Raw genomic sequence first — 18,180 nt, forward strand, 5'->3', positions numbered from 1 at the left:
CGGAGCGGTGGCGCGGCACCGTAGACTCGACGCATGGCAAAGCCCCAGGAGAAGGTCACGTTCGGCGCGCGGCTGAAGCAGATCTGGATGGTGTTCCAGTTCACCGCCAAGCACGACAGGTGGTTCGCGCCGCTGCTCGCGGCCGCGCTGATCATCCCGATCGCGCTCGCCGTGCTGGCCATCCTGCTGAGCTGGGGCGTCTTCACGGTCATCCTGTTCTTCCTGCTCGCACCGCTGGCCGCGCTGGTCGTGCTGAGCATCCGGTCGAACAGCGCGATGATGACCGCCGCCGAGGGCCAGCCGGGCGCGGCCGCGTCGATCCTGGAGCAGATGCGCGGCGACTGGCGGGTGCGGCCCGCGGCCAGCTCGACCACCAGCTTCGACATGGTGCACATCGTGATCGGGCGGCCCGGCGTGATCCTGGTCGGCGAGGGCGACCCGAGCAAGGTCCGGCACCTGCTCGGCTCGGAGAAGAAGCGGCTCTCCAAGGTGATCGGCAACGCGCCGCTGCACGACTACGTGATCGGCACCGGGGAGAACGAGCTGTCCATCCGCAAGCTGCGGATGACGCTGCTGCGCCTGCCGCGCGACATCTCCGGCGCCGAGGTCAACGCGCTCGACAAGCGGCTGGCCGCGCTGTTCGCCCGGCCGCAGATGCCGAAGGGCGCGATCCCGAAGAACATGCGTCCCAGCAAGGGCCAGTTCCGCCAGTCGCGCGGGCGCTGACCGACCGCATCGCCGTCAGCAACAGGGGGAGGTCTGCCGTGCCGCTGCTGCGCCGCATCATCGGGTCGGTCCTGCGCCGGATCCGGCTCGCCCAGGGCCGGACGCTGCAGGACGTGTCCCGCGACGCCGATGTCTCGCTGCCCTACCTCTCGGAGATCGAGCGGGGCCGCAAGGAGGCGTCGTCGGAGATCCTGGCCGCGATCTGCCGCGCGCTCGGCATCGGGCTCGGCGACCTGCTCGACGAGGCCCGCCGTGAGCTGGCTCGCACCGACCCGCGCCGCATCTCCCCGCGCGCCACGGCTCACGTCTCCTTCGTGCGTCTGGGCGGCGACGCCCGTCCGGGCGGCGACGCCGGGCAGGTGACGGCCTCGGCGCAGGGCTCGCGACGGCGCGGCCGGGTGACGGCCTCGACGGGCGATCGCGCGCGGTCCGCCGCGCGTGCGGGCGGCTGGGTGACGGCCGCCGCAGGCCGTGGCCCGCGATCGGCCGCGCGCCTGTGCGGTGGCAACGCCGGGCGGTTGCGGGCGACCGTTGCGCTGGCAGCGATTCTCCGCGCAGAAGAATCCTTCGAGGGTACGGCGGCGGCCGCCGCACGCTGAACGGAAGCGATCGGGTGGGTCCGCCCACCCCCGACTTCCGGGAGCGTGTCATGCACCCCATCCGTCCGGCCCTGCCCACCCAGCACCACCCCGCGGCGCGGCACTACGCCTCGGCGCAGCCGATCAGGATGCGCGACGAGCCGCCCACGGGTGGCGGCCTGTTCGAGGGCCAGGTCTTCGAGCGGCTGCTGCAGGAGCGGATCATCTTCCTCGGCCGTGAGGTCGACGACGCGATCGCGAACACGATCTGCGCCCAGATCCTGCTGCTGGCCGCGGACGATCCGAAGCGCGACATCGTGCTCTACATCAACTCCCCCGGCGGCTCGGTCAGCGCCGGCATGGCCGTCTACGACACCATGCGCTTCGTCCGCAACGACATCGCGACCGTGGCGCTGGGCATGAGCGCGTCCATGGGCCAGTTCCTGCTGTGCGCCGGCACGCCGGGCAAGCGGTACGCGCTGCCGCACGCGCGGATCATGATGCACCAGGTCTCCGGCGGCATCGGCGGCACCAGCGCGGACATCGCCATCCAGGCCCAGAGCATGCTGCACGTGCGACGCACCACGATGGAGCTGATCGCCCGGCACACCGGCCAGACCCCGGAGCAGATCGCGGCGGACTGGGACCGCGACCGGTGGTTCACGGCCGAGCAGGCCCGCGAGTACGGCATGGTCGACCACGTCATCGCCAGCGCCGACCAGCTGGCCGCACTCCACTGAGGTCTCGCCGGGTGGCCGGGATCCCGGCCACCCGGCCCGGAGGCCCGCGACCACCGCGGGGTGTGCGGGACCACCCACGGATCCGTCGGCCGCGGGAGCGCGCGGAACCGGACCACGCTGGAAGCGGGAAATCTGAAATTTCGGCTTTTAGGGTTTTCTCTGGGGTTATGGGTTTCTGCGCGGTGCGGGGATGACGATCGAGCGCGCGAGGCGGTCGTGGAGGCCGCGGCGCCGGTCGTCGAGCACGAGCAGCGGGATGACCAGGCAGATCGCGAGGCCGCGGATCAGGCCGCGCAGCGGGCCGATCCGAGCGCCGGTGGTGACGTCGACGACCGCTATGCGGACCAGTGCCATGCCGGGCGTCTGGGCGAAGAAACCGGCGAAAACCGTGTAGACAAAGATGAGCGCCACGACCGGTGACCAGCCGTCGTGGGCCGGATCGCCGTAGATTGTCGCGACGAGAAGGCAGAGCGCCCAGTCGATGACGAGCGCGCCGAAACGGCGGCCGAGAGTCGGCAGTTCGATTTCTCCGCCGGGGGGCGGATCATTCGAGTTCCGTTGTTCATTCGCGCGATTCGTTGCCACGAAGACCCAGGTTAACGGTCAGTATCCGGGAGGCGTGAACCCGGTCCGGGTGTGCGCTGTATGGTCCGTTCAGGCCATGTCGAGACCCCTGCACGGTGGATAATCCAACAGCACGCGGTCGTAACACGGCAGAAACAATCGAGACATGCTCGGGCAATCCCGCAGCCATACGGTCGCGACCAGCCTAGCCAAAAGTGGACGTGCCAGGAGGACGTGTGTTCGCCAATTCCGAGGAACTCCTGCGATACCTCAAGGATGAGGACGTTAAGTTCGTCGATGTACGTTTCTGTGACCTCCCGGGTGTGATGCAGCACTTCACGATCCCGACGGAGTCCTTCGACGAGTCGGTCTTCTCCGACGGCCTCGCGTTCGACGGGTCCTCGATCCGCGGGTTCCAGGCCATCCACGAGTCCGACATGCTGCTGCTGCCGGACGTCGCGTCCGCGTTCATCGACCCGTTCCGGGTCCACAAGACGGTCGCGCTGAACTTCTTCATCCACGACCCGTTCACGCGTGAGGCCTACTCGCGTGACCCGCGCAACGTCGCCAAGAAGGCCGAGGCATACCTCGCCTCCTCCGGCATCGCGGACACGGCGTATTTCGGCGCCGAGGCGGAGTTCTACATCTTCGACTCGATCCGCCACAGCACCTCGGCCAACGAGGCGTTCTACCACATCGACTCGATCGAGGGCTGGTGGAACTCGGGCAAGGAGGAGCCGGGCGGCAACCGCGGCTACAAGACCGCCTACAAGGGTGGCTACTTCCCGGTCCCGCCGGTCGACCACTACGCCGACCTGCGCGACAAGATGGTCACCAACCTGATCGGCTCGGGCTTCACCATCGAGCGTGCGCACCACGAGGTCGGCACCGCCGGCCAGGCCGAGATCAACTACAAGTTCTCGACGCTGCTGCACTCCGGTGACCAGATCCAGCTGTTCAAGTACATCATCAAGAACACGGCGTGGAACGAGGGCAAGACCGCCACGTTCATGCCGAAGCCGCTGTTCGGCGACAACGGCTCGGGCATGCACACCCACCAGTCGCTGTGGGCCAACGGCGAGCCGCTGTTCTACGACGAGACCGGCTACGGCGGCCTCTCCGACACGGCCCGCTGGTACATCGGCGGTCTGCTGAGCCACGCCCCGTCGCTGCTCGCGTTCACCAACCCGACGGTCAACTCGTACCGTCGCCTGGTGCCGGGCTTCGAGGCGCCGGTCAACCTGGTCTACTCGGCGCGTAACCGGTCCGCCTGCACCCGCATCCCGGTCACCGGCACCAACCCGAAGGCCAAGCGCGTCGAGTTCCGCGTGCCGGACCCGTCCAGCAACCCGTACCTGGCGTTCTCCGCCATGATGCTGGCCGGCCTCGACGGCATCAAGAACAAGATCGAGCCCCCGGCCCCGATCGACAAGGACCTCTACGACCTCCCGCCGGAGGAGGTCGCGAACGTCAAGACCGTGCCGGGTTCGCTCGACGCCGTGCTCGACAAGCTCGAGTCCGACCACGAGTACCTCACGGCCGGCGGCGTCTTCACCGAGGACCTGATCGAGACCTGGATCGACTACAAGCGCTCCAACGAGGTCGACGCGGTCCGCCTGCGCCCGACCCCGCACGAGTTCGCGATGTACTACGACTGCTGATCTCGCTTGATGCTGAAGGCCGGGCCCCTGCGGGTCCGGCCTTCAGTCGTGTGTCGGACGAATCGGCATGCTCATGACTCCCTATATTCAAAGACGGTAGTGTTCGACCGGTTGCCGAAGGTAATGTCATCGCGGTTCGCTCGCCGAGTCGTGATGGAGGTCGGCCTTGCCGGACTGGCGCGATTCAGTGGTCACCGCGCTGGATTTCTGGATCACCGCCGAGGGCGGCCCGCGGCGGTCCGGGAAAGCATCGGTGATCGGGCAGGCCCGGCCGGCAGAGCCCGGATGGTTCTCGGTAGATCTCCGGGGAACGCGCTTCTCCGGCCTGGATCAGGTCGAGTCGCTACGGCTGTGCGGGCCGGCGGGTCCAGAGTCCGGTACCGCGCATCCGGTGCTGGAGGCTGTGCTGGAGGGCGAGACGATCCGCTTCCGCGCGCCGCAGTTCGCCGACCTGGACGATCCGCAGCTCTGGCAGATCAAGCAACCACCCACGCACCTGCTGGTCAAGCTACGCGAGGGCATCACCGGACTCGGCGATGCCGGCTTGGCTCATGATCTCGCTGCCGGCAGGCTCGCACCGGCGCCTCCCGTCACCCGGCAGATCAGCGGCTTCACTCCGGCGCAGAACTCGGCCTACTCCGCCTGCCTGGGCCGCGGCGTGCACATGGTCTGGGGACCTCCGGGGACCGGCAAGACGCGGGTCATCACCGAAGCGATCGACACGCTGGTCCGCGACGGCAAACGAGTCCTCCTGGTCTCGGCAACCAACATCGCCGTGGACAACGCGTTGCTCGGCGCGATCAAGAGCGGACGCCACCAGCGCGGCGACCTGCTACGCGTCGGCCCTCCCCACCATCCCGAGGTGATGTCGCACGCCGATGTCTGCCTCCCGGCCCTGGTGGACGAGCGACTGGCAGCCGTCGCCCGGAGCCGTAGCCAGATCGAGCAGCAACTGGTCGGGATCCGTGCGGAGCGCGACGAACTCACCCGGCTGGACATCTCACTCACGGGCTTCGCGGCCGATGCCTATCACCTTGCGAAACGCGTCGTGGCCGCAGCCGCCGCGATACCCGGCCTTGCCCTGGCGGCCGCGGACGCCCGCGAGGCATCGAGATCGGCCCGATCCGCGGCCGAGGAGGCGAGCAGCAGCCTTGCCGACGCGGAACGAGCCTGGGAGGCGCTCGAACCCGCGCGACAGGCGTACAGCCGGATCGACGACATCCAGCAGGACCTCATCGATCTGGAGGCCGCCGCGGACGGGGAGGCCGCCCAAGCGCTTCGCGCTCGCCATCAGGCCGACCTCATCGACGCCGAGATCCAGGCTCTGACCGGTACGCACCGGTTGTCCCGCCTGACGAACCGCGGCCGGTTGCGAAGACTGGCCGAGGATCTGAGCCAGGCCAGGTCGCACGCCGAGGAGGCACAACTGCGCGCGCGGGAGGCGAACGAACTCCTCGGCCGCCGACGCCGCCGTACCATCGACCTCGCCCGGGAGCTGACCGATTCGGCGGGATGCGGACGTGCGGACCTCGATCGTGCGGAGTCCGCGCTGGGGACGGCGCGGCGCGAGGCAACACGCCTGAGCGACCTCGCCGACGCGGCCGGGAACGCACGCGAGACCGCGCAGCAGCGTCTTCTTACCGCCGAGGCCGGCGGCCCGACCGAAGCGCAGCGCGTCCTGGTCGCCGATGCGGACCGACGCGGGCTACCGGCGCTCCTCGCCCGCGCAAACATGCTCCGGACTCGGGCCGGCACCTCCGAGGCCGAGAAGCACCGCCTGGAGCAGCAGTACGCGAAGGTTCAGGAGGACTACACACGGCTGAGCCGCGATGCCGAGGGCGAGATCATTCGTGGCGCCCGGCTGGTAGCCACCACGCTCGCGCGGCTCCGCACCAGCAGGCCGCTGATGGACGGCCCCTACGATGTCGTGCTCGTCGATGAGGTCGGCGCCGCGAACCTGCCCGAGGTGCTGCTCGCCGTTTCCCGAGCGACCCGGGCCGCGGTGCTCCTCGGGGATTTCATGCAGCTGGGCGCCATCATCGACAACAAGCAGGTCAAGGACTCGGACCGGCCGGACGTGAAGACCTGGCTCCATCCGAGCGCCTTCGCACACTGCCGGATCGCCGACCCTCGCGACGCCCAGCGGCACCCGGGCTGCACGATGCTTGACGTTCAGCATCGGTTCGGGCCGGAAATCATGGAGCTGGCCAACGCGATCGCATACGACGGTCGGCTCACCGCAGGAGACTCCGTCCGGGCACATCCCGCGAACGATCCCGAGATCGTGTTCATCGACGTCGACGATCTCGGGGAGATCGCTCGTGTCAGGCCGGACGGATTGCACAGGGGATGGTGGCCTGCCGGCGCGCTCCTGGCCCGGGTGCTGTCCGACTATCACCAGAGCAGGGGCGAACGGACAGGGATCGTCACACCGTACGGCCGGCAGGTCGAGGCGACGCTGGAAGCCCTGCGCGACCACGAGACGGGATCGTCGCTCACCACGGAGGTCGGCACCGCCCACCGCTTCCAGGGCCGTGAGTTCCCGATCGTCGTCTTCGACCTGGTCGAGGACGCCTTCGCAGAGCGCTGGATGGCCAAGGCCGGCAGGGGGACGGACGCCTACCTCTTCGATGGCATCCGCCTCTTCAACGTCGCCATCACCCGCGCCCAGCATCGGCTGTACCTCATCGGCAGCCGAAGCCGGCTCACCGCCGCGATGCCTCACTCTCCGTTCGGCCACGTCGCCAGGCTGATCGAGCAGCGACGAGCCCGCGTCGTCCGCGCGAGTCAACTGGTGAGCCCCGCGAGCACTCCCCGCGACAAGCTGGCCGTGCTGGCCGAGACGTTCACCGGAGAGCTCGCGGAGTTGCTCGCCCAGCACGTCCGGGTCTCCGACATCGGGGACGAGCGCGAGTTCTACGCCACCTTCGCCGATCATCTCGCCGCCGCCCGGCGCTCGATCTGGCTGTGGGCGCCCTGGACCACCAAGCGGGTACGGACGATCCTGCCGATGTTGCGCGACGCCGTCGATCGCGGTGTGCACGTCACACTGTTCGTCCGGGACGAAAGCGATCAGGTGCAGCGGAAGCCCGAGCACCAGACGTTCCTCTCCGATCTGCGATCGGTGCTGCACACCGTCGTCGAGGTCAACGTCATGCACCAGAAGATCGTGGTCATCGACGAGCAGGTCGTGCTCCTCGGCAGCTTGAACGTGCTCTCGCAGTCGTGGACCCGCGAGGTGATGGTGACCATGCGAGGGTCGCACTTCGCACGGAAGCTGCTCGATCACGAACACGCGAAGGACTTCTCCCGGCCGCCGCCGTGTGGCGCCTGCGGTGGGAACGACGTCGCGCTTCGCCGGAGAAAGACCGGGGTCTGGTTCTGGCGCTGCTACTCGGAGCGATGCCCCCGATGGCGGCCGAACGGCCACGGCCACTGGTCGCAGGATGTCGTGTTCGGCGCGGCGGGGCAGCAACGACGCGCTGCGGGAACGACGGCGGCACCGCGCCGACGTGCGTGAGCCGGCCGCGGTCCGTGGTGCGGAGAAGGCGCAGTCCCGCGGGCGGGGTTAGGGACGCCCGCGGGACTGCTGTTCGGAGTGGCGACCGGCGGGGGTGAACGCTGCCGTGGTTCACCCCCGCCGGCGCCGGAGCTACCCCTGCGGCGGGGGTTTGGGGGCCGACGAGACGCTGGGAGGCGTGCTCGGCCTGCCGCCGGGGTAGCCGTTCTGCCCGCTGCCACGGGATGGATCATCGGACCGGGAGCCGTTGCCGTTGCGAGGGCTGCGGCCGCTGTCGCGGGGGTCGGTGCGGGACTGGTTCTGCGAGGAGGGGGACCAGGAGGGCTGGCGGTCGCGGCAGAAGGTCGCGACCCGGTCGGTGCCGCCGGCGTCGCGGACCAGGTCGTGGTAGCGGACGTCGCGCAGGGCGCGGTCGCGCTGCCCGTCGTCCATGCCGGTCAGCTCGCGGCAGAGCTGCCGCGGGCTCGGCGTGCTGCGGCCGCCGGCCTGCTCCGACGGGTCGGGGGCCGGAGGTGCCGGAGAACCGTAGGACGGCGGCGCGGCCGCGACCGGCGGCAGCGCCTGCGTGGTGCCGCTCTGCGACCGGGCCGACGCGGCCGGCCGGGTGCCCTCGCCCGGGTGCTGCAGCGGCGCGGCCACGGCGACGAGCGCGACGCCGCCGACGCCACCGACCGCGAGCAGTCCGAACGCCGCGATCTTCGCGGTGAGGAGCCGGGAGAGCGTGCCGGAGCGGTGGGGCACGGGTGCGGACCGGAACGCGGCCAGCGCGGCGGCCTCGCCGGGCAGCTCGCGGTCGGTCGGGGCGGGCACGGAGGCGGCGGCGAGCAGCTCGGCCAGCGGGTCGCGGGCACGGCGGAACCGGCCCTCCCGCAGGAGGTTCTCCGCTGATTCCCGGTCCATGCTCATCTCACCTCCCTCAGCGCCGGGGCCGGGGAATGTGTCACCCGGGGTGCGGGCCGGGGCGGCGGCGCGGGCGTGGAGAGGCGTTCGGCCAGCGTCTTCAGGCCCCGGTAGGCGGCGGTCCGCACCGCGCCGGCGCGTTTGCCGAGGATGCGCCCGGTCGCCTTCGCGTCCAGGCCGATCACCACGCGCAGCATGACGGCCTCGGCCTGGTCGCGCGGGAGTGCGGCGATCAGCGCGACCGCGGCCTCGGTGCCGATCAGCTCGATGGCCCGGTCCGCGGTGTCCTCCAGCACGCTGACGACGGATTCCGGCAGGTGCTCGATCGGGAGCGCGGAGACCGGGCGGCGGCGCTGGGCGCGCAGGCTGTCCATGGCGCGGTGCCGGGCGATGGTGGCGGTCCAGCCGCGGAAGCCGTCCCAGTCGCCGCTGAAGCCGCGGAGGTCGCGGGCGATCTGCAGCCAGGCCTCGGAGGCCACGTCCTCCGCGTCGTCGCCGACCAGCACGCGCAGGTAGCGCAGCAGGGCCGGCTGCTGGAGCCGGTAGAGCAGCCGGAACGCCTCCTCGTCGCCGGCCTGCGCGGCGCGCAGCGCGACGTCGACGTCCTCCGGTTGCTGCATCAACGACCTCCGCGCCCAAAATGCCCAAAATGCCGGTTTGCTGCCTGGTGGACGTGGGGTCCCTCAGTGACAGCGCCGGACGGCGGGAAAGTGTTACAGCGCGGCGGGCTCCCCGTCGAGGGTCGGCTCCTCCAGCGACGCGGTGTAGATGGTCGGACCGAGCCGGCCACGCTTCGCCACGTACATCGCGATGTCCGCGTGCTGGAGCAGCTGCGACGCGTCCGCGGCGTCGGTCGGGAAGATCGAAATGCCGATGCTGCCGTGGGTACGCAGTACCTGCCCGTCATCCAGCACGATCGGCTCGGCGAACGACTCCGCGATCCGGCGCCCGACCAGCAGCGCGTCCCCGGGCGCGGACAACCGGGGCAGCAGCACGGCGAACTCGTCGCCGCCGAGCCGCGCGGGCGTGTCCGAGTCGCGGACCGCGCCCTTGAGCCGCTCCGCCACCTGCTGGAGCAGCACGTCGCCGACCGCGTGGCCGAGCGTGTCGTTGACCTCCTTGAACCGGTTGAGGTCGATCAGCAACAACCCGATCCGGTCCTGGTGGCGCGCGGCCTCCCGTACCGCGCGATCGGTCTGCTCGTGGAGCAGCAACCGGTTGGCCAGGCCGGTGAGCGGGTCGTGAAGTGCCTGGTAGCGGTTGGCCTCGGCCTGGCGCTCGATCCGGCGCTGGTAGCCCAGCAGCACCGCGGCGGAGAGACCGAGCGGCAGCAGCACGACCCCGATCATGGCCAGCGAGGTAGCGCGCAGCCGGTCGTTCTGCTGCTCCGCCTCCTCCAGGAAGCCGGTGGTCTCCAGCCTGATCCGGTCCATCTGCGCGGAGATCTGTTTGCGCAGCGCCTGCTCGGCGAGGTCGGCCTGCCCGGCCTGCGCCTGCACCTGCGCGGACGCGCCGTCGTCGCCCAGCTCGATCATCTGGCGCAGCGTCCGGCCGTACGACCGGTAGGCGGGCAGGATGACGGCCACCACCAGCCGGTCGTCCGCGTCGCCGTTCTCCGCCAGCCAGAGCAGATTCTGCTCACCGCCGCCGATCGTCGAGGCGAGCGGTTTGCGCCCCACGTCCGAGCCGGCCCGCAGGTAGTCGCGCATCGCGTCCTGCTCGGCGTTGAGGCTCTGGAAGACCTGGCCCCACTCGTCGCTGATCTGGTTCAACCGGCCCACGCCGGACGTGGCGCGCTGCATGATCAGGTTCGAGGCCATGGCCAGCGCGGCCAGCGCGAGCAGGCTCAGCGCCAGGCCCGCGATGGCCACCCGGGCAACGCCGCGCCCGCCGGGAAAACGCGCCGGCATGCGGCCACCTCCCGTGCGACTCGTGCGGCCCTGCGGTGTGTGCGGCCCTGTGAGGTCACCGATCGGTCTGCCCCGCCGTCGGCTGAGACGTTTCGGGCCGGCCTCAGCGCGCGTCCGTCATCGGCCGGATCCCCGCGGGCAGGCCCGCCTTGATCGCCTCCACCTGTGCGCCGAGCTGCTGCGCCCGCGCCTCCGCGGACGCCTGGCGGATGATGATCGACTCGACGTTCTCCGCGGAGACCGGCAGCCCCGGGATGTAGACCCAGCCCTCCGGCAGCGACTCGCCGCTGAGCGCGTGCTCGGCCTGGATCCACGCCGCGACCGCGCTCTTGAGGTAGTGCTCCGGCGAGACGACCGCGGTGAGGTGCCCGTCCCGGATCGCGGTCAGCGTCTGCGCGTCCAGGTCGAACGCGCCGGACAGCCACGTCCCGTTCAGCTCGGTCCGGACCGACGCCAGGTTGTACGCGTCCGGGTCCCCGTTGCCGATGAACGCCAGTGCGTCCGGGTTCGCCGTCGCCAGGCGCGCCCAGGCGGCGCGGTTGGCCGGCACGTCCTGCGCGGTGTCGTACGGCCCGGTGACCGTGATCTTCGGCAGTTTCTCGGTGAACCGGTCGCGCATGCCCTGGGTCCGGAAGTCCATGGTCGGCACGCCGGGCGCGATCGTGCCGAGCACCACGGTCCCGGTCGTGTCCGTGGGCAGCCGCCGGATGATCTCGTCGGCCAGCATCCGGCCCAGCTCGTAGTTGTCGTTGCTGACCAGCAGCGGCACGCCGGACGCGGGCGCGGGCCGCACGCCGACCGCGATCAGCTGGACGCCGGCCTTCGCGGCCTCGGCCATCGGGCGGGCGAACAGCTCGGGCGAGAGCGTGGTGACCGAGATGCCGTCGATCCGGTTGTCCGTCAGCGCCTGGAACTGCTGCACCTGCCGCGGCCCGTCGACCACCTCGGGGCCGGAGACGGAGGACTGCACGCCGGCCACGCGCGCGGCGCCGGCCTGATATCCGAGCCCCATCTCGACCGAGAAGTTCGAGGCGGTGTCCGGCACCACGTAGGCGATGGTCGGCGTGCCCTCGTCGCGCGGATCGTCGCACGCGGTGAACGCCGCCAGCCCCGCGAGGCCGAGCAACAGACGGCGGCGAGTGGGTCTCATGCCACCATCTTTCACACTCTTAAAACATGATTTGTCGTATTCGGCGGATCAGACTGCGCGGGCGGTGCACACGGGAAACCACCCGGAAACCGATAACCTCATCACGTGGGTACGGCGCTGGTAGTGGAGAACGATCCTGCGGACGACGTCCGGCGACTCGGCGAGTGGCTGACCGAGGCAGGCCTGACACTCGAGATCCGTCGGCCGCACGCGGGCGACGAGCTGCCCGAGACGCTCGACGGATATGACGCCTTCGTGGTGCTCGGCGGTGATCAGAGCGCCTTTCCGGCCGAGGACGGCACGCCCGGCGCGCCCTGGTTCCCCGCGCTGGAAGGGCTGCTGCGCAAGGCGGTGCGGTTCCGCACGCCGACGCTCGCGGTCTGCCTCGGCGCGCAACTGCTGGCCACCGCGCACAACGGCACCGTGATCCGCAGCCCGTCCGGCCCGGAGATCGGCCCCGGGCTGATCGGCCGCCGCGACGCCGCCGACAACGACCCGCTGTTCCGGTACGTGCCGCTGCTGCCGGACGTGCTGCAGTGGCACCTCGACGAGATCACCGAGCTGCCGCTCGGCGCGGTGCTGCTGGCCGCGTCCACCCGGTTCCCGCATCAGGCGTTCCGGCTCGGCGACCGGGCCTGGGGCCTGCAGTTCCACATCGAGTGCGACACCGACATGATCGCCGGCTGGACCGCGTCCGACGCCGGGCTGCTGGCCGACCTCGGCTACGCGCCGGACGTCGTGATCGACGCCTGCACGGCCGCGCTCGCCGACGTGGAGGAGATCTGGCAGCCGTTCGCCGCCCGGTTCGCCGCGCTCGCGCTCGGCACCCCGCACGGCGCCGGGCCCGGTCGCCCGCTGCCGCTGCTGGGCCAGGAATGACGAGGCCGACGAGCGCGCGGCTGGCCCGCTACGGGTTCTCGCTCACCGACGCCGGCCCCAAGGCGGCAGATCTGCTGGGCGGGCTCGGGCTCTGGAACACCGACGGCCAGGAACCGGCCGACGAGGGCGCGGGCGAGTTGCTCACCGTACTGTCCCGGACCGCGGATCCGAACCTCGCGCTCCGCCAGCTGCACCGCGTGGTCGAGGCCGAGCGCCGCGCCCACCCGCCGGCCGAGACGCCGCCCCCGCCCGCCGAGAGCCGGCTGCGCCGCGCGCTGCACCTGCACCGGCACCACGAGGAGCCGGTCGACGAGAGCCTGCTCGGCACGCTGCGGCGGGACAAGGGCCTGGCCCGGCGGCTGTTCTCGGTGCTCGGCGCGTCCAGCTCGCTCGGCGACGACCTGGTCGCCGACCCGGACCGCTGGCAGGTGCTGCGCACGGAGAAGAACGGTGTCGCGCCGTCCGCGGAGGGCACGCTCGACCTCGGCGCGGACGGGCCGCCGACCGTGCCGGCGCTGCGCCGGGCGTACCGTGCCGCGCTGCTGAGGATCGCCGCCGCGGACCTCACCGCGGGCCGTGGCCTGGAGCAGACGATGGCCGCGATCACGGCGCTGGCCGACGCGACACTCGGCGCCGCGTACGACATAGCGGTCTCCGAGGTCCCGGCCGAGCCCAGCCTCTCCGTGATCGCGATGGGCAAGTGCGGCGCGGTCGAGCTCAACTACGTCTCGGACGTCGACGTGATCTTCGTGTGCCGCGGTGACGAGGATCTGGCCGCCGGCACCACGGTCGCGGCGCGCCTGATCGAGATCTGCGGCCAGGTCGCCTGGCCGGTCGACGCCGCGCTGCGCCCGGAGGGCGGCCGTGGCCCGCTGGTCCGCACGCTCTCCAGCCACCTCGCCTACTACCACCGGTGGGCGCGCACCTGGGAGTTCCAGGCGCTGCTCAAGGCGCGGCACGCGGTCGGCGACGCGGAGCTCGGCGCGGAGTGGCTCGCCCAGCTCGGGCCGCTGATCTGGCACGCGGCCGAGCGCCCGGAGGCGGTCGACGACATCCGCAAGATGCGCCGCCGGATCATCGACCAGGTCCCGCCGAAGCAGAAGGACCGGGAGATCAAGCGCGGCCCCGGCGGCCTGCGCGACATCGAGTTCGCGGTGCAGCTGCTCCAGCTCGTGCACGGCCGGGTGGACGAGTCGCTGCGCGTCGGCGGCACGGTCCCGGCGCTGCGCGCGCTGGTCAACGGCGGATACGTGGGCCGGCAGGACGGCGAGACGCTGCTGCGCGGCTACCGGTTCCTGCGCGCGGTCGAGCACCGGCTGCAGCTGCAGCACCTGAGCCGCACGCACACCGTGCCGGCCGGCACGGACGCGCAGCGCTGGCTGGCCCAGTCGCTCGGCTACGCGCCGCTGCCCGGCCGGGACGTGGTCGAGTCGTTCCGCGCGGACTGGGTCGCGCACGCGGCCGGCGTCCGCCGCCTGCACGCGAAGCTGCTCTACCGGCCGCTGCTGGAGTCCGTCGCCCGGGTACCCGCCGAGCAGCTGCGCATGTACCCGGAATCGGCCCGCCGCCGCCTCCAGGTGCTCGGCTATGCGGACCCGGCCGGCGCGCTGCGGCACATCGAGTCACTGACCGGCGGCCTGTCCCGGACCGCCGCGATCCAGCGCACGCTGCTGCCGGTGCTGCTGGAGGAGCTGGCCGACGCGCCCGAGCCGGACCGCGGCCTGCTCAGCTACCGCCAGCTCTCCGACAAGCTCGGCAGCGCACCCTGGTACCTGCGGCTGCTCCGCGACGAGGGACCGGTCGTGCGCCGCCTGGCCCGGCTGCTCGGTCTGTCCCGCTACGCGGCCGACCTGCTGGCCCGCGACCCGGAAGCGTTGCGGCTGCTCGCGGACGACGCCGAACTCACGCCGCGTACCCGCGAGGTGCTGGAGCCCGGGTTCATGTCCGCAGCCACCCGGCACCTGTCCGCCGACCTCACACAGGCGATCGCGGCCGTCCGCGCGCTGCGCCGCCGGGAACTGCTGCGCCTGGCCTGCGCGGACGTCCTGGCCAATGCGGAGGATCTGGCCCCGGCCAGGCCCGCCGCCATGCAGGACGTCGCGCGCGGCCTCTCCGCCGTCACCGACGCCACGCTGGCCGCGGCGCTGCGCGTCGCCCGTGAGGCCCAGGACACCCGCCCCGGCCTGCGGTTCACCGTGATCGGCATGGGCCGGCTCGGCGGCGACGAGATGAGCTACTCCTCGGACGCGGACGTGCTGTTCGTCTTCGACGCGCCGGCGTCCGATCGTGCAGCCGGTCAGTCCTCCGACTCTCAAGTCGCGCACGCGATCGCGGAGGAGCTGCGCCGGCTGCTCGGCATGCCCGCGCACGACCCGCCGCTCGGCATCGACGCGGACCTGCGCCCGGAGGGACGGCAGGGGCCGCTGGTACGCAGCCTCGCCGCCTACCGGTCGTACTACGAGCGCTGGTCCAAGGTCTGGGAGGCGCAGGCGCTGCTCCGGGCCCGGTACGTCTGCGGCGACGTCTCGCTCGGCGACGAGTTCCTCGCGCTCGCGGACACGCTGCGCTACCCGGACGGCGGGCTCAGCCGCGAGCACGTCACCGAGATCCGCCGGATCAAGGCACGGGTGGAGAACGAGCGGCTGCCCCGCGGCGCCGACCCGGCCACCCACACCAAGCTCGGCCGCGGCGGCCTCGCGGACGTGGAGTGGGCCGTACAGCTGCTCCAGCTCCGGCACGCGCACGCGGTGCCCGGCCTGCGGTCCACCCGCACGCTCGACGCGCTCGACGCCGCCCGGGACGCGGGCCTGGTCGACGACGCGGACACGGCCGCGCTCCGGGCCGGCTGGACGCTGGCCGCGGAGGTCCGCAACGCGCTCACGCTGGTCCGCGGCCGGCCCACCGACCAGCTGCCCCGGCACGGCCCGGAGCTGGCCGGTGTGGTCCAGATGCTCGGCGCGCAGGACCCGCAGGAGTTCGTCGACGAGTACCTGAAGACCACCCGCCGGGCGCGCGCCGCGACCGAACACGTGCTCGAAGGGTGACGTGTGCCGTGTGAGTCGTGCACGGGTGGCTTAGCCTTTCTCCCGGCAATGGCCGCCGATCCGGAAGCAGACCTCACCGTGTCCGAACAGACCACCGCCCTGTCCCCGCCCGCCCCGGCGCCGGCCGACGCACCGTCGCGTCTGCCGCTCCACCTGGCCCGCTGGGCCGGGCTGGCCGGCGCGGTGCTGCTGGCGACCGCGGCGTACCTGGGCGGCGCGCTCCCGGTGATCCAGCCGGAGTGGGTGTCGCCCGTCACGATCTGGCACGCGGAGAACGGTCCGGCGTCCGTCATCGCGTACTTCGCCGGAGTGATTCTGATCGCTTTCGCGTGGTGGCGGGCCCTGGCCGGCGCGATGACCGTGCGCTGGGTCGCGGTGACCGCGGCGCTGTGGTCGCTGCCGCTCATCGTCGCGCCGCCGCTGGCCAGCCGGGACGTCTATCCGTACTCCTGCCAGGGTGAGGTCTTCGCGGCCGGCATCGATCCCTATCGCCACGGCGTCGCCGCGCTGCCCTGCGAGTGGCTGGACCTGGTCACGCCGATGTGGCGGGAGACCGGCGCGCCCTACGGCGCCGTGTTCATGGCCGTGGCCGGCCTGGTCGCGCACGTCACCGGCACACTCTGGGAATCGATCGCCGGATTCCGCACGGTTGCCGTGATCGGCCTGCTGCTGGCCGCCGTGAGCCTGCCCGCGCTGGCCCGCCGCGCCGGCGCGAACCCGGCCCGCACGCTCTGGCTCGGCCTGGCCACGCCGCTCGTCGCGATCCATCTGCTGTCCGGCGCCCACAACGACGCGCTCATGATCGGGCTGTTCCTGGCCGGCCTCGCGGTCACGCCCCGGCCGGCCGCGCGGCGCCACGCCGTCTGGTGGTGGCGGCTGGCCGCGGCCGGCGTGCTGATCGGCCTGTCCGTCGGCGTCAAGGGCACCGCGATCGTGGTGCTCCCGTTCGCGGCGCTGCTGGCGCTCGGCGCGCCGTTCAGCTGGCGCGCGCTCTGGCCGGTCGCGGGCGTGCTCACGGCCGGCGCGGTCGGCGTACTCACGGTCACCACGGTCGCGGCCGGGCTCGACCTCGGCTGGCTGGCCGCGCTCTCCGGCACCGGCGACTCCGTGGTGTGGCAGTCGCCGCCGACCTCGTTCGGCCTGACCATCGAGTGGCTGATCCGGATGGTCGGCATCCGCTTCAAGTTCATCAACACGTTCCGGGTGATCGGCCTGGTCCTGCTGATCCCGGTGCTGGTGGTCGTCTGGCTGCGCGCCCGCCGCGACCAGACCGACGCGACGGTGCTGCACCACGCCGGCCTCGCGCTGGCGGCCACGCTCGCGCTCTCCCCGGTCGTGAACATCTGGTACATGGCCTGGCCGATCACGCTGCTGGCGATCGCGGCCGCGTCCGGCCGTGGCCTCCTGGGCCTGACGTTCGCCACCATCGGCGGACTGTTCCTGATCATGCCGGACGGCACCGGCCTGGCGTACTTCACCCGCATCCCCGGGGCGCCGCTGATGTTCGCGTTCTCCGTCTGGTTCCTGGTCCGGTTGTACCGCCGTCTACGCGAAGAACGGCAGCTGAGCACCGCATAGTGTCACCATCGGCTGATGGATTCGAACTCGTTCTCGTCCGAGGGGGCCGTGACCGCGCTGCACACCGCCGTGCTCACGGCCTGGAACACGCGTGACGCCGCCGCCTTCGCCGCCCTCTTCGCGGACCACGGCCTGCTGATCGGATTCGACGGCAGCCAGGTGCCGGCCGCGGAGATCCCCGCCCACCTGGAGCCGATCTTCTCCGGCCACGCGACCGCGGCCTATGTCTGGAAGGTCCGGGAGGTCCGGCCGCTCGCGGACCGGGTGGCGCTGCTGTCCGCGATCGCGGGCATGCTGCCGCCGGGCGCGGAGGTGGCACATCCGGCGCTCAACGCCGTGCAGTCGCTGGTGGCGGTGCGTGCGGCGACGGGGTGGCGGGTCGCACTCCTGCAGAACACGCCGGCGCAATATCACGAGCGGCCGGATCTGGCCGAGGCTCACACGGCGGAGCTGGCGGGCGCCTGATCACGGCGTCCCGGGCGCGGCCAGGTGCAGAAAATTCTTGATCCTCCCGCTTCCGGCGCGGTCCGGCAACGTTGCTCCCGCGGGCGCTTGAGCTTGCCTGGGGACGACCCCAGACCCCGAGCCCGCCGGCGCGCTGGTCCGGCCCCGCGCCTCACCGCCGGAATCCGCGCCGATCAGAAGACGGCAACCCAGATCAAGATCTTGCTTTCCCGCTTCCGGCGTGGCCCAGCAGCGTTGCTCCCGCGGGCAAACCTCGCCGTCCGCCAAGCCTCCGCCGGCGCTCCGCTTGCCTCCCGGCGTCGGAGCCGGTTCCGCCGTGGCACCGGAAAGAGCGCGCGGCTCCCGCCGTGCTCGCGTCGGTCGAGGCGCGTCGCGTGCCGCGGCAGCGATGGTGGCAACCGCCCGGACAGGTCTTTGCGCGAAACCGGTGCGGCGCGGGAGCGGAAGGGAGGAGCGCCGGCGACG

Annotated in this window: 14 protein-coding genes; 9 read left to right on the top strand and 5 right to left on the bottom strand. The window is 71.8% G+C overall.

The genetic code is table 11. The features are described from left to right. Positions 1–33: 33 nt before the first annotated feature. The 3 genes from OP04_RS24640 to OP04_RS24650 all read left to right on the top strand — a co-directional run bounded on the left by OP04_RS24640 (position 34) and on the right by OP04_RS24650 (position 2,044). The gene (locus OP04_RS24640) at positions 34–726 is read left to right on the top strand and encodes a DUF4191 domain-containing protein (RefSeq protein ID WP_033342214.1); all 693 of its coding nucleotides are present in this window, start codon (positions 34–36) and stop codon (positions 724–726) included. 38 nt (positions 727–764) lie between these two features. Next, positions 765–1,325: a helix-turn-helix domain-containing protein gene (locus OP04_RS51960; RefSeq protein ID WP_085066731.1), complete on the top strand. Its 561-nt coding sequence runs from the start codon at positions 765–767 to the stop codon at positions 1,323–1,325. Between the two features lie 128 nt (positions 1,326–1,453). Further along, the gene (locus OP04_RS24650) at positions 1,454–2,044 is read left to right on the top strand and encodes a ClpP family protease (protein ID WP_033342294.1); all 591 of its coding nucleotides are present in this window, start codon (positions 1,454–1,456) and stop codon (positions 2,042–2,044) included. 165 nt (positions 2,045–2,209) lie between these two features. Here OP04_RS24650 and OP04_RS24655 read toward each other — a convergent pair whose 3' ends face one another. Continuing rightward, positions 2,210–2,629, bottom strand: a complete 420-nt coding sequence (locus OP04_RS24655; RefSeq protein ID WP_033342215.1) for an RDD family protein — start codon at positions 2,627–2,629, stop codon at positions 2,210–2,212. Positions 2,630–2,844: 215 nt separating this feature from the next. On the opposite strand from OP04_RS24655, the gene glnA reads away from it, so the two are divergent. Then, positions 2,845–4,269 carry a type I glutamate--ammonia ligase gene (gene glnA, locus OP04_RS24660; RefSeq protein WP_033342216.1) on the top strand — a complete coding sequence of 475 codons (1,425 nt, stop codon included), beginning with the start codon at positions 2,845–2,847 and terminating at the stop codon, positions 4,267–4,269. Between the two features lie 187 nt (positions 4,270–4,456). After that, positions 4,457–7,789 carry an AAA domain-containing protein gene (locus OP04_RS24665; RefSeq protein ID WP_051798889.1) on the top strand — a complete coding sequence of 1,111 codons (3,333 nt, stop codon included), beginning with the start codon at positions 4,457–4,459 and terminating at the stop codon, positions 7,787–7,789. Positions 7,790–7,921: 132 nt separating this feature from the next. Here the strand turns inward: OP04_RS24665 and OP04_RS24670 are convergent, their stop codons facing one another. The 4 genes from OP04_RS24670 to OP04_RS24685 all read right to left on the bottom strand — a co-directional run bounded on the left by OP04_RS24670 (position 7,922) and on the right by OP04_RS24685 (position 11,749). After that, on the bottom strand, positions 7,922–8,695 hold the full coding sequence (locus OP04_RS24670; RefSeq protein WP_157240283.1) for a hypothetical protein: 774 nt from the start codon (positions 8,693–8,695) through the stop codon (positions 7,922–7,924). After that, entirely contained in the window at positions 8,692–9,309 is a 618-nt protein-coding gene (locus tag OP04_RS24675; protein WP_033342218.1) for an RNA polymerase sigma factor, read from the bottom strand. The genes OP04_RS24670 and OP04_RS24675 overlap by 4 nt, the downstream gene beginning before the upstream one ends. A gap of 93 nt (positions 9,310–9,402) precedes the next feature. Continuing rightward, a complete protein-coding gene (locus OP04_RS50065) occupies positions 9,403–10,599 on the bottom strand; it encodes a GGDEF domain-containing protein (RefSeq protein ID WP_085066732.1) in 1,197 nt (398 codons plus the stop codon). A gap of 103 nt (positions 10,600–10,702) precedes the next feature. Next, positions 10,703–11,749, bottom strand: a complete 1,047-nt coding sequence (locus OP04_RS24685; RefSeq protein ID WP_085066733.1) for a sugar ABC transporter substrate-binding protein — start codon at positions 11,747–11,749, stop codon at positions 10,703–10,705. A 105-nt stretch (positions 11,750–11,854) separates the two neighbouring features. Between OP04_RS24685 and OP04_RS24690 the strand changes: the two genes are divergently transcribed. From OP04_RS24690 to OP04_RS24705, 4 genes are all read left to right on the top strand, one after another. Then, positions 11,855–12,628, top strand: a complete 774-nt coding sequence (locus tag OP04_RS24690; RefSeq protein ID WP_033342219.1) for a type 1 glutamine amidotransferase — start codon at positions 11,855–11,857, stop codon at positions 12,626–12,628. Then, entirely contained in the window at positions 12,625–15,672 is a 3,048-nt protein-coding gene (locus OP04_RS24695; protein WP_033342220.1) for a bifunctional [glutamine synthetase] adenylyltransferase/[glutamine synthetase]-adenylyl-L-tyrosine phosphorylase, read from the top strand. The genes OP04_RS24690 and OP04_RS24695 overlap by 4 nt, the downstream gene beginning before the upstream one ends. A 78-nt stretch (positions 15,673–15,750) precedes the next feature. Beyond that, a complete protein-coding gene (mptB, locus tag OP04_RS24700; RefSeq protein WP_157240285.1) occupies positions 15,751–17,250 on the top strand; it encodes a polyprenol phosphomannose-dependent alpha 1,6 mannosyltransferase MptB in 1,500 nt (499 codons plus the stop codon). A 15-nt stretch (positions 17,251–17,265) separates the two neighbouring features. Next, positions 17,266–17,715 carry an SgcJ/EcaC family oxidoreductase gene (locus OP04_RS24705; protein ID WP_033342221.1) on the top strand — a complete coding sequence of 150 codons (450 nt, stop codon included), beginning with the start codon at positions 17,266–17,268 and terminating at the stop codon, positions 17,713–17,715. Positions 17,716–18,180 lie beyond the last annotated feature (465 nt).

It is taken from the genome of Catenuloplanes japonicus, assembly GCF_000717135.1.
Classification (GTDB): domain Bacteria; phylum Actinomycetota; class Actinomycetes; order Mycobacteriales; family Micromonosporaceae; genus Catenuloplanes; species Catenuloplanes japonicus.